10 protein-coding genes are annotated in these 15438 nt (G+C 68.0%); 9 read left to right on the plus strand and 1 reads right to left on the minus strand.

Translation table 11 applies throughout. The features are described from left to right. Positions 1–309: 309 nt before the first annotated feature. The 8 genes from ERC79_RS00660 to ERC79_RS00695 all read left to right on the plus strand — a co-directional run bounded on the left by ERC79_RS00660 (position 310) and on the right by ERC79_RS00695 (position 11521). A complete protein-coding gene (locus ERC79_RS00660; protein WP_131580622.1) occupies positions 310–2328 on the plus strand; it encodes a DEAD/DEAH box helicase in 2019 nt (672 codons plus the stop codon). 151 nt (positions 2329–2479) lie between these two features. Then, positions 2480–3946 carry an NADP-dependent phosphogluconate dehydrogenase gene (gene gndA, locus ERC79_RS00665; RefSeq protein WP_131574860.1) on the plus strand — a complete coding sequence of 489 codons (1467 nt, stop codon included), beginning with the start codon at positions 2480–2482 and terminating at the stop codon, positions 3944–3946. A gap of 209 nt (positions 3947–4155) precedes the next feature. Further along, positions 4156–5535: a DEAD/DEAH box helicase gene (locus ERC79_RS00670; protein WP_131574862.1), complete on the plus strand. Its 1380-nt coding sequence runs from the start codon at positions 4156–4158 to the stop codon at positions 5533–5535. Further along, the gene (locus ERC79_RS00675; RefSeq protein ID WP_131574864.1) at positions 5532–6413 is read left to right on the plus strand and encodes a DMT family transporter; all 882 of its coding nucleotides are present in this window, start codon (positions 5532–5534) and stop codon (positions 6411–6413) included. Before ERC79_RS00670 ends, ERC79_RS00675 begins: the two co-directional genes overlap by 4 nt. A 3-nt stretch (positions 6414–6416) precedes the next feature. Then, a complete protein-coding gene (locus tag ERC79_RS00680; RefSeq protein ID WP_131574866.1) occupies positions 6417–7853 on the plus strand; it encodes a GuaB1 family IMP dehydrogenase-related protein in 1437 nt (478 codons plus the stop codon). Between the two features lie 329 nt (positions 7854–8182). Beyond that, complete coding sequence (locus ERC79_RS00685; protein WP_131580623.1) at positions 8183–9556, plus strand: hemolysin family protein; 1374 nt, start codon at positions 8183–8185, stop codon at positions 9554–9556. Beyond that, a complete protein-coding gene (locus ERC79_RS00690) occupies positions 9549–10637 on the plus strand; it encodes a hemolysin family protein (RefSeq protein ID WP_131574868.1) in 1089 nt (362 codons plus the stop codon). Before ERC79_RS00685 ends, ERC79_RS00690 begins: the two co-directional genes overlap by 8 nt. 5 nt (positions 10638–10642) lie before the next feature. Further along, the gene (locus tag ERC79_RS00695) at positions 10643–11521 is read left to right on the plus strand and encodes a 3-methyladenine DNA glycosylase (RefSeq protein WP_131574870.1); all 879 of its coding nucleotides are present in this window, start codon (positions 10643–10645) and stop codon (positions 11519–11521) included. Positions 11522–11805: 284 nt separating this feature from the next. On the opposite strand, the gene ERC79_RS00700 is transcribed toward ERC79_RS00695, so the two are convergent. Beyond that, positions 11806–12855: a biotin/lipoate A/B protein ligase family protein gene (locus ERC79_RS00700; RefSeq protein ID WP_131574872.1), complete on the minus strand. Its 1050-nt coding sequence runs from the start codon at positions 12853–12855 to the stop codon at positions 11806–11808. A gap of 328 nt (positions 12856–13183) precedes the next feature. On the opposite strand from ERC79_RS00700, the gene ERC79_RS00705 reads away from it, so the two are divergent. Then, complete coding sequence (locus tag ERC79_RS00705; RefSeq protein WP_131574874.1) at positions 13184–15379, plus strand: malate synthase G; 2196 nt, start codon at positions 13184–13186, stop codon at positions 15377–15379. Positions 15380–15438: the final 59 nt, after the last annotated feature.

Below are 15438 nucleotides of genomic sequence, written 5' to 3' on the forward strand. Positions count from 1 at the left end.
GGCCGAATCCTCGCAACAGATCGCGATCGCGTACACTCGAATGCGGCCGCCATCGCGGCTCGATCAATCAATGTGTGGCACACAGCCCCATCTCCCCTGCGCAGAGCGCACGGATGGCCAGGTGAAATGTGCCCTGGCTCGTCTCTTCGTGCGGCTGCGTGACAGCCCGCTCCGCGACGTGCCCGACGTCCGGAGAGGTAATTCCGCGTGACTACTGCTACCCAAGATTCCGCTGCTCGAAATGAGCCAGCCATCGAAACACCCGTCGACGCACCTATTGTCGAGAACCCTGCTGTCGAGAACCCTGCTGTGGATTCCGTCGTCGAGACCGAGTCGGCGCCCGCGCAGCAGACCTTCGCCGAGATCGGGCTCCCCGAGCCCGTCGTCGCTGCCCTCGCCCGGAACTCCATCACGGTGCCGTCACCCATTCAGGCCATGGCAATCCCCGATGCCATCGCGGGGAAGAACATCCTCGGCCGCGCCCAGACCGGTTCCGGCAAGACCCTCGCATTCGGTCTGCCGATGCTCGCACGGCTCGCACGCCACGAGGACCGTCCGGCGCCGAAACGGCCCCGCGCCCTCGTCCTCGTTCCCACCCGTGAGCTTGCCTTCCAGGTCGTCGATTCGCTCACCCCGTACGCGGGCTCCCTGGGGCTGAGCGTGCGTGCTGCGGTCGGCGGAACCCCATTCACCAAGCAGGTGGACCAACTCCGTCGCGGGGTGGACATCCTCGTCGCCACCCCCGGCCGTCTCGGCGATCACCTGCGGCAGAACACCTGCATGCTCGGCGAGGTCGAGATGACCGCGCTCGACGAGGCGGACCAGATGGCAGACATGGGCTTTCTGCCCGAGGTTCGCACCCTGCTGGGTGATACCCCGGCCGACAGCCAGCGCCTACTGTTCTCTGCGACGCTCGATAACGACGTGAAGACCCTGGTGCGGGAGTTCCTGCCCCAGCACGAGATGCACTCGACGCAGGACGGCCGCGCCTCGGTCGACACGATGGATCATTACGTCCTGCTGGTCGAGCGTGGCCAGAAGGACGAGGTCCTGGCCGAGATCGCTTCTCGCAAGGGACGCACGATCATGTTCGCCCGCACCAAGCTGGGCGCCGAGGGCATCACCGAGCGCCTGCGCGAGCAGGGTGTCGCTGCCGAGTCGCTGCACGGCGGCAAGGCACAGAATCAGCGCACCAGAGTCCTCGAGCGTTTCAAGGCCGGACGCACCCCCGTTCTGGTCGCCACCGACGTCGCCGCACGCGGTATCCACGTGGACGGCATCTCCCTCGTCGTGCATGTCGATCCGCCCGCCGATCACAAGGACTACCTGCACCGTGCGGGTCGTACGGCTCGTGCCGGTGAGGCCGGCGTGGTCGCGGCCATCGTGCTACCGAATCAGCGTCGGCAGTTCCGCCGCCTGACCGGAATGGCTGGCGTCAACGCCACGGCCGTCCCCGTCGCCCCGGGCTCGGAGCAGTTGGCCGCCATCACCGGCGCGCAGGCACCCAGCGGTGAGCCGGTGCGCGAGAGCCACTTCCGCAGTGAGCGGGACGGCCGTGGCGGCGATCGTCGTGAGCGGTCGTTCGGCGACCGTGGACCCCGTCGGGACTTCGGCTCTCGTGACGGCCGCCCGAGCGGTCAGCGTAGCTTCGGCGATCGCGACAACCGCTCGCACGGCGGCAACCGTGACGATCGCGGCCCGCGCCGGGACTTCGGGCGGGACAGTCGCCCACCCCGCCGCGATGGCGACAGCGGCGGCTTCCGTGGCAACCGGGACAACAACCGCGACGGCGGCGGGTTCCGCGGCAACTCGAGCAGCCGTGTCGATCGACCGCAGGGCGACCGTCCGAGCGGTCAGCGTAGCTTCGGCGATCGCGACAACCGCGCACCCCGCCGTGACGGCGACAGCGGCGGGTTCCGCGGCAACCGTGACAACAACCGAGACAGCGGCGGCTCCCGCAGTAGCGACTCCCGCGGCGGCTTCCGTAACGACCGGAGCGTCGGTGATCGCGGTCCCCGTCGTGATGGTGACAACCGTTCGTTCGGCAACCGCGACGACCGTGGACCTCGTCGCGACTTCGGCGACCGCGACAACCGCGCACCCCGCCGCGACGGCGACAGCAGTGGCTTCCGAGGCAACGGCGGAAACCGCGACGGTGGCCCGCGTCGCGACTTCGGCGACCGCAACGATCGCGACAACCGATCGTTCGGCGACCGCCGCGGCAACGGCGCCCCGTCCGGCCAGCAGTCCGGCAGCGGATTCCGTAGCCGCACCGAGCGCCGCAGCTACGACGGCTTCGATGGTCCGCACCGCAACCGCAACGCGTAGCGCCGCGGTCGTGTAGTCGACCGGACGTGAAGCCGCAGACGGCCCCGACTGCCCCGCGACGGGCAGTCGGGGCCGTCTGTGTGGCACCTGTCACATCCTGATCAACGGGGCCGGTTCGCATCCGCGAGGGTTCACGAGGGAAGCTGTAACCATGACCATCGAGACCTCTGCCAGCACCGAGGCTGCCCGCGCCCAGATCGGCGTCACCGGGCTCGCCGTTATGGGATCCAACATCGCCCGCAACTTCGCCCGCCACGGACATACCGTGGCCCTGCACAACCGCAGTGTCGCGAAGACGGATGCGCTTCTGGCCGCGCACGGCGACGAGGGCGACTTCGTCCGCACCGAGACCATCGCGGAATTCGTCGGCGCGCTGCAGAAGCCGCGACGCGTCCTCATCATGGTCAAGGCAGGCGACGCCACTGACGCGGTGATCGAGGAGCTCGCCGATGCGATGGAGCCCGGTGACATCATCATCGACGGCGGCAACTCGCTGTACACCGACACGATTCGCCGCGAGGCCGCGATCCGCGCCCGCGGCCTGCACTTCGTGGGCGCCGGCATCTCCGGCGGCGAGGAGGGCGCACTCAACGGCCCGTCCATCATGCCCGGTGGCCCCAAGGAGTCGTACGAGGCGCTCGGACCACTGCTCGAGTCGATCTCCGCACATGTCGACGGCACCCCGTGCTGCACGCACATCGGCCCCGACGGCAGCGGCCACTTCGTGAAGATGGTGCACAACGGCATCGAGTACGCCGACATGCAGCTCATCGGCGAGGCGTACAACCTCTTCCGGGACGCGCTCGGCTACGACGCCGGCCAGGTCGCCGATGTCTTCAGCGAGTGGAACAAGGGCACGCTGGAGTCCTACCTGATCGAGATCACCGCCGAGGTGCTCCGCCAGGTGGACGCCGAGACCGGCATGCCGTTGGTCGACGTCATCGTCGATGCGGCCGAGCAGAAGGGCACCGGCCGCTGGACGGTCAAGTCTGCGCTGGATCTGGGTGTGCCGGTCACCGGCATCGCCGAGGCCGTGTTCGCGCGCGCGCTGTCGGGATCTCGCTCACAGCGCAAGGCGGCACAGGCGCAGGGGCTGGCTTCGGGCACGCTCGGAGACAAGCCCGCCGATGTCGAGCAGTTCGCCAAGGACATCCAGGCTGCGCTCTACGCGTCGAAGATCGTGGCGTACGCGCAGGGCTTCGACCAGATCACCGCTGGCAGCGCCGAGTACGGCTGGAACGTCAATCGTGCCGACCTGGCGACCATCTGGCGCGGTGGCTGCATCATTCGTGCGCAGTTCCTCAACCGCATCAAGGATGCGTTCGACGCCGATCCGGAACTGCAGAGCCTGATTCTGGCGCCGTACTTCCGTGAGGCCATCGAGACCGGCATCGACAGCTGGCGTCGGGTCGTAGCGACCGCGACCATGCTCGGAATTCCGGTGCCAGCGTTCGCGTCGTCGCTGTCGTACTACGACGGTCTGCGAGCCGAGCGCCTGCCGGCGGCCCTCACCCAGGGCCAGCGCGACTTCTTCGGCGCGCACACCTACGAGCGCATCGACAAGCCAGGCAAGTTCCACACCCTCTGGAGCGGCGATCGCTCCGAGATCGAGGCCTGAGCCTCGTCTTCAGTACGTGGGAGGGGACGGCTGCAGCAGCTGCAGCCGTCCCCTCCCCCCGCGCGGCTGGACCCGCGGGTGACGGCGGTCCAGCGGGATGCACGGTCCCGCGCCCGCGGTAGCCTGTGGATTCACGAGCGGAGCCCCGTACGTGCCCGGGGCGCCCGCCCGGATCTCTACCGCGGCGTAACGGAGGCCAGCCCACACCGATGCCCACCAGCCCTGACGTCACCTTCGCCCAGCTCGGTCTGCCGACTCCCCTCATCCACGCGCTGGGACGCGGGGGTATCACGGCGCCGTTCCCGATCCAGGCGGCGACCATCCCGGACATTCTCGCCGGGCGGGACGTGCTCGGCCGCGGCCCCACCGGCTCCGGTAAGACCCTTGCTTTCGGGTTGCCGATGCTGGTACGCCTCACCGGTGCGGCGAGCCGACCGGGCCGCCCGCGTGGCATCGTGCTCGTCCCCACCCGCGAACTCGCTGCGCAGATCGACAAGGCGCTCGACGAACCGGCGCTGGCGCTGGGACTGAGGATTGCGTTGCTGGTCGGCGGGGTGCCCTTCAAGGGACAGGCGACGCGGCTCTCACGCACCACGGACCTCGTCGTCGCGACTCCCGGCCGGCTGGCCGATCACCTCGCCCAGGGCACGATCACCCTCGACGACGTCGTCGTCACCGCGGTCGACGAGGCCGATCACATGGCCGAATTCGGATTCCTCACCCAGGTGACGGAGGTCCTCGATCGCACCCCCGCGCACTCGCAGCGGCTGCTGTTCTCGGCGACGCTCGACGGCGAGGTCGGTGAACTGGTTCGCCGCTATCTGTCCGACCCGGTGACGCACGCGACCGCGGCGGTGGAGGCGGCGGTCGAGACGATGACGCACCACGTGCTGTACATCGACCGCGCCGACAAGCCCGAGATCGTCGCGCGGATCGCGTCCCGCGAGGGCCGCACACTGATGTTCGCTCGCACCAAGTCCGGCGTGGACCGCCTGCACCAGGAGTTGCGTGCGGTCGGCGTCGACGCCGGCGCACTACACGGCGACAAGCCGCAGGGACACCGCACCCGAACGCTCGCCGAGTTCGCTGACGGTACCCGGCCGGTGCTGGTGGCCACCGACGTGGCGGCACGCGGCATCCACGTCGACGACATCTCCCTGGTGGTGCACGTCGATCCACCGACCGAGCCCAAGGCGTATCTGCACCGGGCCGGACGCACTGCACGCGCCGGCGAGACCGGCGCCGTGGTGACGCTCGTCGCCGAGGACGAGCAGGCCCAGTCGGTGAAGGTGATGCGCGCGGCCGGCGTCGCGTCCACCCCGATCACTGTGCGCCCGAATGATGCTCGGCTGGCCGCGATCACCGGTGCGCGCAAACCCAGCGGTGTGCCTGTCCCGGAGAAGGCGGCACCCGAGCCGACACCCGACGAGCGGCCGACGCGGGTGTCCCTGCGCGGCACCGCGCTACCGCCCCGCGGCGCCGGCGGCCAGAAGGGCCGCGAGGCGGCGCAGAAACCCGGCCGCGGCGATCAGCGTCGGGGCCGTCCCGGCGCCGCACCGCGCGGCCGCGGCCGCCGCGGGGGTGCGTGAGCCCGATGGTCGCCTCCGTCCTGTGTGCACTCGCCGCCGCGTTCCTGTTCGCGTGTGCCTCGGTCGCGCAGCAGAGCGCGGCCGCACAGGTGCCGGAGGACCAGTCGCTGATCGCGACCCTGATGCGCAGCCCTCGCTGGTGGGCCGGGCTGGTCGGGGACGGGGGCGGCTACCTGATGCAGGTGGTCGCGCTCGCCCTTGGATCGGTGCTGATCGTCCAGCCGCTGCTGGTGAGCATGCTGCTGTTCGCGCTGCCGCTGTCGGCGCGCTTCTCCGGGTACCGATTCACGCGTAGGTCGTGGACCCTCGCGATCGGGCTCACTCTCGCGCTCGGGGTATTCCTCGTCGTCGGCAATCCCACCGAGGGCAACGCCGATGCGGCACTGGGCGAATGGGCCGTCCCGCTCGCCGCGGTGGTCGTCGTCATCGCCACCGCGACCCTGGTGGGGCTCTCGCCCCGCGTCGAACCCGGGTGGCGGGCACTGCTTCTCGGCGGAGCGAGCGGAGGCTTGTACGGCGTGGCGGTCGCGTTCACCAAGTACGTCACTGATTTGTTCGACGACGGCGCACTTGCCGTCGTCTCGGCATGGCAGTCGTGGGCGCTGGTAGCGGCCGGGGTTCTGGGCGTCTACCTGCAGCAGCGCGCGTTCCAGGTGGGACCGCTGTCGGCGTCGCTGCCCGCAATGACGATCGGTGAACCGGTGGTCGCGGTGTTCCTGGGGATGGCGGTGCTCGACGAGCGCCTGCGGGTCTCGGGCACCGGAATCGTTGTGATCGCACTGTCCGCCGTGGTGATGCTGGTGGCGACGATCGGACTCTCCCGAGATCAGGCAGCTCTGACATCGGGCGCGAATGCCGCATCGCCACTAAGCTCGTGAGGCGTGCAGTTCCTTCACGGGCAGCGCCCACCATATGACCTGACCTACGACGATGTCTTCCTCGTCCCGAACCGGACCGAGGTGGCGTCCAGGTTCGACGTCAACCTCTCGACGTCCGACGGGTCTGGCACCACGATCCCCATCGTCGTCGCGAACATGACCGCGGTGGCGGGTAGGCGGATGGCCGAGACTGTCGCCCGCCGCGGTGGCCTGGTCGTGATTCCGCAGGACGTACCGGCGGACGCGGTCGCGGAAACCGTCGCCTTCGTCAAGAGCCGACATCTGGTCGCGGACACCCCCATCACCCTCGACCCCGACGCCGCGGTCGCAGACGCACTGACCCTGCTGCACAAGCGGGCCCATCGCGCGGCCGTCGTCACCGCTGACGGCAAGCCCGTCGGCGTCGTCACGGAATCCTCCTTCAACGACGTCGACCGGTTCACCCGCGTCCGCGCCGTCGCGGTCACGGATTTCGCAACCGCTCCGGTCACGGCTACCCCGCGTGAGGTCTTCGCCCTGCTCGAATCCCGCCACGACCCGTTGGCCGTGATCGTGGACGACACGGGTCGGCTCACCGGCGTGCTCACCCGCACCGGCGCGATCCGAGCCGGCATCTACACGCCCGCGGTCGACTCGCACGGCAAACTCCGGATCGCCGCTGCGGTCGGAGTCAACGGGGACGTCGCCGCGAAGGCGAAAGCGCTCGCCGACGCGGGAGCCGACCTACTCGTGCTCGACACCGCCCACGGGCATCAGAAACGGATGATCGACGCGCTGCGCGCTGTTTCAGCACTCGGACTGGGTATTCCCCTGGTCGCCGGGAACGTCGTCTCCGCGCAGGGCACCCGCGACCTCATCCAGGCCGGCGCGGACATCGTCAAGGTCGGCGTGGGGCCCGGCGCGATGTGCACCACCCGGATGATGACCGGGGTGGGCCGGCCACAGTTCTCGGCGGTCGCCGAGTGCGCGGCAGCGGCCCGCGAACTGGGCGGGCACGTGTGGGCGGACGGTGGCATTCGGCACCCGCGCGATGTCGCGCTGGCACTGGCAGCGGGCGCTTCGAATGTCATGGTGGGCTCGTGGTTCGCCGGTACCTACGAATCACCGGGCGAATTGCGGATCGATCGGGACGGAAACCGATACAAGGAGAGCTTCGGGATGGCGTCCAAACGGGCGGTCGCCGCCCGGAACATCGACGACGGCGCGTTCGACCGGGCCCGCAAAGCACTCTTCGAGGAGGGCATCTCGACGTCGCGGATGCTGCTGGATCCGGCCCGGCCCGGTGTGGAGGACCTGCTCGACCACATCTGTTCGGGCGTGCGCAGCACGTGCACGTATGCCGGGGCACGCACGGTCGACGAGCTACACGAGAAGGCCATCGTCGGCATCCAGTCCGCGGCCGGGTTCGCCGAAGGCCGTCCACTCCCGACAGGGTGGTGAGAACCCACGTTCAGCCATCCCGGCATCGTCGGTGTCATCCCATCCGGGTATGTGCCGGTATGATGGAGGATCAATTTCCGGAAATACGTGCGGCGTCATTCCGGTTGTATGTCACGGAAGACGCCGCCCGACAGAGAGGACCCAGGTGCCCGAGGCACCCATACACACGCCCCCCGACTCGAACGCCGTAGCGACCTCCGTAGCAGCCTGCCCGGGAGCGGATTCCGAATCCGCTGAGGGTTCGGCTGAAAACTCGGAGGGCTCCTCTACCGAGCCGGGAGACAAACCCGGCGGCCCCGAACATCACGGTGGGCGATGCTGACGTGAACATCGCAGAGATCATCCTCACCACACTCAGCCTGGTCGGCTTTCTTGCACTGACTGCAGGCACCGCCCTCTTCGTTGCGGCGGAATTTTCCCTTACCGCACTCGAGCGCAGCACCGTCGACTCCCATGCCCGCGACGGCGACCGCCGTGCCCGGCAGGTGCAACACGCACATCGCACGCTGTCCTTTCAGCTGTCCGGTGCTCAGCTGGGCATCACCATCACGACGCTGATCACCGGCTACCTCGCGGAACCAGTTCTGGCCCGCTTCATCACTCCGGTGCTCCACGGTGTAGGCCTGTCCGCATCGACCGCGAGCGGTATATCCCTGGCCCTCGCATTGATCATCGCGACCTCGTTCTCGATGATCTTCGGCGAGCTCGTTCCGAAGAACCTGGCGATCTCGAAGCCCCTGCCGACCGCACGGGCCACCGCCGGACTGCAGGCCGGGTTCTCGCTGATCTTCAAGTGGGCAATCAACGGGCTCAACGGCACCGCCAACTGGGTGGTGCGCCGGCTCGGCATCGAACCGGCCGAGGAGCTGCGTTCTGCCCGATCCCCGCAGGAGCTCGGTTCGCTGGTCCGCACGTCCGCCGAACGTGGCTCCCTGGACGCCGGAACCGCGCTGCTGGTCAACCGTTCTCTGCGGTTCGGTGATCTCAGCGCCGAGGAACTGATGACTCCGCGCGTGAAGATCGAGTCCCTCGACACCGACGCGACCGTCATCGATCTCATCGATGCCGCGTCGCGCACCGGGTTCTCGAGGTTCCCGGTCGTGGATGGCGACCTCGACGGAACGGTCGGCGTCGTACACATAAAGCAGGCGTTCACGGTGCCCGCGGCCCGCCGCGCGACCACGCAGCTGGTTTCCATCGCGCAACGAGTCCCGGTGGTTCCGTCCTCGCTCGACGGTGACTCGGTGATGGCACAAGTACGTGCCGACGGCATGCAAGTCGCGCTCGTCGTCGACGAGTACGGCGGCACGGCCGGCATGGTCACCATGGAGGACCTCATCGAGGAGATCCTCGGCGACGTTCGCGACGAACACGACGAGCCGGAGATCGACGTCCAGCGCGTCGGCCACAGCTGGTCGTGCTCTGGCCTGCTGCGCACCGACGAGGTGACCCGGGCAACCGGGTACACCGCTCCGGAGGGCGAGTACGACACACTCGGCGGCCTGGTGCTCACACACCTGGGCCGGATCCCCGAAGAGGGCGACGATGTTCCGCTGCCCGACGCGTCGGGCAGGCCGATCGGGCCCGACGGCCGCGGCTGGATCGCCCGCGTACTGACCATGGACGGCCGACGGATCGATCGGGTGCTGCTCACACCGGTCCCGTCCATCGGCGCCGGACGACTGGAGTCAACCGATGAATGACCTTTTCGGAGTGCTCCTCACCGTCGTCCTGCTCGCAGGCAACGCGTTCTTCGTGGGCGCCGAGTTCGCACTCATCACCGCACGCCGAGACCGGCTCGAGGCGCTGCATGCACAAGGCAAGAAGCGCGCGCGCACCGTGATCACCGCCGGCGAGAACCTGTCGCTGATGCTGGCCGGTGCACAGTTGGGCATCACGATCTGCTCCATCCTGCTCGGTAAGGTCGGCGAGCCAGCCATCGCCCACCTCATCGAAGCACCGATGGCTGCGCTCGGTGTGCCCGAGGGGCTGCTGCATCCGATCGCGTTCGCGATCGCGTTGTCCCTGGTCGTGGTCCTGCACATCCTGCTCGGCGAGATGGTCCCGAAGAACATCGCCATCGCCGGACCGGAGCGGACCGCGATGCTGCTGGTACCCGCGCACCTGGCGTTCATCAAATTGGTTCGCCCGCTGATCGGGTTCTACAACATCACTGCCAACGGGATCCTGAGGATGCTGCGCGTCGAGCCCAAGGACGAACTCGACGCGACCGTGTCGGCGCTCGAACTCTCGGAGATGATCGGCGAGTCGCACACCGAGGGCCTGATCGACGAGGAAGAGCATCGGCGCCTCACCCAGGCGCTCGAAACCGCGGGCCGTACCGTCGCCGATGTGATGATCCCGCTGGACAAGGTACGTACCGTGCCACTGTCCGCGGCGGGCACCACACTCGGTTCCGTGGAGCAGGCGGTCATCGAAACCGGCTACTCGCGGTACCCGGTGCGCGCGGCCGACGGATCGCTGGCCGGCTACCTGCACCTCAAGGACGTGCTCGATCAGGTGGCCGACGATTCCGCCGGTCCGGAGACAGTGATCCCGCGCTCCGACATCCGCCGTCTACCGTCGATCCCGGTGGCGCTGCCGCTGGACGACGCACTGACTCGGCTCCGGCGTGCGAGCTCACACCTGGGCGCGGTGGCCGATCCGGCTGGCGGGGTGATCGGCATCGTCGCGCTCGAAGACCTGGTCGAGGAGTTCGTCGGTACCGTACGCGACGGCACACACCGGATCGACGACGCGATTCCTGGTCAGAAGGCGAGCTGACAGCAGTGAGTTCGGCAGTTCTGCCAGAAGCTGTGTGGACTGCCCGACGAGACCGCCACCTCGAGGTGGTGGCGGATCTCGTCGGGCCGCACCTGCGGCGCCGGGCGGAGGGCGTCACACACCCGGTGCACGACTTCCTGTTCACCTACTACAGCGTCCGTCCGAATCAGTTGCGGCGCTGGCACCCTGGATTCGGCACAGTGCTCGGTGGCGCCGAATCGGCGATCTACCTCGAGTACGCGGGCTACGCGGCCACCGACGTGGGTGTGACCGTCTCCCCCGCTCTACTCGAGCACCGCCGCCCCGCCGTGGAATTCGTGACGGCCCTGCTCTCCGCCACCGAATCCCGGCGCCCCCAGCTGAGCTGCTTCGGCCTGCACGAGTGGGCGATGGTGTACCGCGGCGGAGAGGACGCTGTCCGGCATTCCTCGGTGCCGCTGCGCCTGGGGCATGCCGGTACCGACGAGGTGGTCGAGTCGATGAACCTGCGGTGCACCCACTTCGACGCGTTCCGGTTCTTCACCCGCGACGCGGCGCCCCGCAACGAGGTGCCGTTGAGCCGGGACGATCAGATCGCCCGCGAGCAGCCTGGCTGCCTGCACGCGGGGATGGACCTGTACAAGTGGGCCACCAAGCTCGGCCCGCTCGTCGAGTCCGAATTGGTCATCGACTGTTTCCGTCTGGCAACAGACGCGCGCGAACTCGACATGAAGGCCAGCCCGTACGACCTCACCAGCTACGGCTACGACGCGGTTCCCATCGAGACCCCCCAGGGCCGCGCCGAGTACGTACGCGAACAGGTCGCGCTGTCGGAGCGAGCCGCGACCCTGCGCTCGGAGTTGCTCGCACGGTGCCGAGGACTGTCGGCGGCGCTCACCAAGTAGCAATATCCGTCCGTCACAGCCACCTTGGTGGACGGTCTGGGGGACACTTTCGAGCACATCGGGCGAGTTTCCCGCAACAGCCTTTCGGCGCCCTGCGGCTCCCGTGCCCGTGGGCGCCTCGTTCGCGGCAGCCACCGTCGGCGGACAGACCGGCGCGGGCCTCACCCCTCAGCGGAATGCGCCCGTAGCTCCGATGTCCCAGTCGATTCGCCGTCGCGCGCAAAGTGACGTCCCGCGCGCACGATTGCGCGCGCACGGCACCACTTCGCGCGCGGCACCGGCGTTCACGGCACCCGGTAGGTCCATTCGGGGGCCATGAACTTGGCATCGACCAGCTCACGCGCGGCAGCCAGTTCGGCGTCGGAGTAGGTGCCCTCGCGGGTGTCGTAGCGGGCGCGGAAGTGCGCAAGGAAGGCCGCGATGATGTCGGCGCGGGCCATGCCGGTCTGTGAGCGCATCGGGTCGACCCGCTTGCCAGAGCTGGTGATCCCCTTGTCGGAGATCTTCTCCCGCCCGATGCGCAGCACCTCGGTCATCTTGTCGGCGTCGATGTCGTAGGCCATCGTCACGTGGTGCAGCACCGCGCCGGCGGCGAATCGCTTCTGGGCGGCACCGGCGATCTTGCCCTGTTCGGAGGCGATATCGTTGAGCGGCACATAGCGAGCCTTGATGCCGACGTCGGCGAGCGCACCCATCACCCACTGGTCGAGAAACTCGTACGAGCGCTCGAAGCTCAGGCCATCGACCAACGACGTCGGCACCGCCAGCGAGTAGGTGATGCAGTTGCCGGGCTCCATGAACATCGCGCCGCCGCCGGAGATTCGCCGCACGATCCCGATGCCGTGCCGGGCCGCGGCCTCCTCGTCCACTTCATTGCGCACCGACTGGAACGAACCGAGCACCACGAGCGGGGAATCCCAATCCCAGAACCGCAGCGTCGGGCGGCGCTCGCCGGCCGCCACCTCCCCGGTGATCACCTCGTCGAGCGCGACATGCATCGCCGGGTCGAGCACGACCGGCTCGATCACGTCGAAGGTGTGGTCGTGCCAGCCGGTGGCGTGGCCGAGCGCGCGTCGGATCGCGATGCCCACGGACTCCGGAGTGAAACCGATCATTGCCACGTCGTCACCGAGCGCTTCCGAGATCGCCTGGCCGAGTTGCGCGGCATCGGCAGCGACGGGCGTGCCGGTGACCGCAGCCGTGATGTCGTCGAGCGCCTCGTCCGGTTCGAGGAAGAAGTCGCCGGACAGCGCCACCCGGGACAGACGCCCGTCCTCCACCTCGACGTCGACCACCACGAGCTTGCCACCGGGAACCTTGTACTCACCACGCACGGCAGAGAGCGTATCGGGCGTCGTCGGATGACCTTCACGGTCGCTACGCGTACAGGCCGTCGCGCGGCTACCTTGGCTGGCCAGTATTATCTGTGCACGATCGGCAAACTAGCCTTTCATGATCGAGATTGCGCGCGGACGCGCACCGTACGTCCGTGAACAGTCGGCGCCCACCTCATGCGCCTCAGCCCTGAGCTGTATGTATCGATGCCGCCCCGGCAGCTGTACCGGAAAGATCGCTCCGAAACTACCGCCGGGTAACATATATGTCGTCCCGTTGAGCGTCCCACTGTGGGCGCTGCTGGTACCGGAAAAGTGAGGCAGTTCGATGACTGAACGCGTGCAGGTCGGTGGTCTTCAGGTCGCCAAGGTTCTTTACGACTTCGTGAACGATGAGGCGCTTCCCGGCACCGGCGTGAGCGCTGACGCATTCTGGGAAGGCGCCGGTAAGGTCTTCGCCGATTTGGCGCCGAAGAACAAGGCACTGCTGGCCAAGCGTGACGATCTGCAGGAGCAGATCGATGCCTGGCACCGTGATCGCGCGGGCAAGCCGCTCGACGCCGCCGAGTACAAGGCGTTCCTCCAGGACATCGGGTACCTGCTGCCCGAGCCGGCGCCGTTCGAGGTCGCTACCCGCAACGTCGACGCCGAGATCGCCACGACCGCCGGCCCGCAGCTCGTCGTCCCGGTGCTCAACGCACGGTTCGCGCTCAACGCGTCCAATGCCCGCTGGGGGTCGCTGTACGACGCCCTCTACGGTACGGACGCGATCTCCGAGGAGGGTGGCGCCGAGAAGGCGCCCGGAGGAAAGCCCGGCTACAACAAGGTTCGCGGCGACAAGGTCATCGCCTGGGCCCGTGGCTTCCTCGACACCGCGGCTCCGCTGGCCAAGGGCTCACACGTTGACGCCACGCGCTACTGGATCGACGGCACCGACCTGAGGATCGAGCTCGGCCACGAGGTCGTCACCACGCTGGAGCAGCCGGAGAAGTTCGTCGGCTACCTGGGAGAGAAAGACGCCCCGACGTCGGTGCTGCTACGCAACAACGGGCTGCACGCAGAGATTCAGATCGACGCCGACTCCCCCATCGGCCAGACCGATGCCGCGGGCGTCAAGGACGTCGTGCTGGAGTCCGCCATCACGACGATCATGGACTTCGAGGACTCGGTGGCCGCGGTCGACGCGGACGACAAGGTCGTCGGCTACCGAAACTGGCTGGGCCTCAACCGCGGCGATCTGTCCGAGTCGTTCGACAAGGGCGGCAAGACGGTCACCCGCACACTGAACGGCGACCGCACCTACACCGCACCGGACGGCAGTGAGTTGGCTCTGCACGGCCGTTCGTTGCTGTTCGTGCGTAACGTCGGTCACCTCATGACCAACCCGGCCGTCCTCGACGCCGACGGCAACGAGCTGCCCGAGGGCATTCTCGACGCCCTGATCACCAGCGCGTGCGCGGTCCACGGCCTGAGCATCGACGACGATCACGGCCCGCTGAACAATTCGCGCACCGGCTCGATCTACATCGTCAAGCCCAAGCAGCACGGTCCCGAGGAGGTCGCGTTCACGACCGAACTGTTCGGCCGTGTCGAGGAGGTCCTGGGTCTGCCCGCGAACACCCTCAAGGTCGGCATCATGGACGAGGAGCGGCGCACCACCGTCAACCTCGCGGCCTGCATCAAGGAAGCGGATGAGCGGGTGGTGTTCATCAACACCGGCTTCCTCGACCGCACCGGCGACGAGATCCACACCTCGATGGAGGCCGGCGCGATGGTGCGCAAGGCCGACATGAAGAAGCAGACGTGGATCGCCGCATACGAGGACTGGAATGTCGACACAGGTCTCGCGACGGGTCTGCAGGGCAAGGCGCAGATCGGTAAGGGCATGTGGGCGATGACCGATCTGATGGCGGACATGCTCGAGCAGAAGATCGGTCACCCGAAGGCCGGCGCCAACACCGCATGGGTGCCCTCACCCACCGGCGCGACGCTGCACGCAACGCACTACCACCAGGTGGACGTGTTCGCGGTACAAAACGCGCTCAAGGGCAAGCCCCGCGCGACGCTCGACGAGATCCTCACGATCCCGCTCGCGCCCAGCACCGACTGGTCGGACGCCGAGAAGCAGCAGGAGCTTGACAACAACTGCCAGTCGATCCTCGGCTACGTCGTCCGCTGGATCGACGCAGGTGTCGGCTGCTCCAAGGTGCCCGACATCCATGACGTCGCGCTCATGGAGGACCGGGCGACGCTACGCATCTCGAGCCAGCTGCTGGCGAACTGGCTCCGCCACGGCATCGTCACCGAGGCAGACGTCGTTGCGAGCCTCGAGCGGATGGCTCCCGTCGTGGATCGACAGAACGCTGGTGACATCACATACCGGAACATGGCACCGAACTTCGATTCCTGCATCGCCTTCCAGGCGGCGAAGGAGCTGATCCTCGAGGGCGGCAAGCAGCCGAGTGGCTACACCGAGCCGATCCTGCACCGCCGTCGTCGCGAGTACAAGGCTGCCAACGCCTGATCGCGAACGTTTGACGGTCTCGGCCCCGACATCTGCAACGGTGTCGGGGCCGAGACCGT

Origin of the sequence: Rhodococcus sp. ABRD24, from assembly GCF_004328705.1 — a bacterium.
Classification (GTDB): Bacteria; Actinomycetota; Actinomycetes; order Mycobacteriales; family Mycobacteriaceae; genus Prescottella.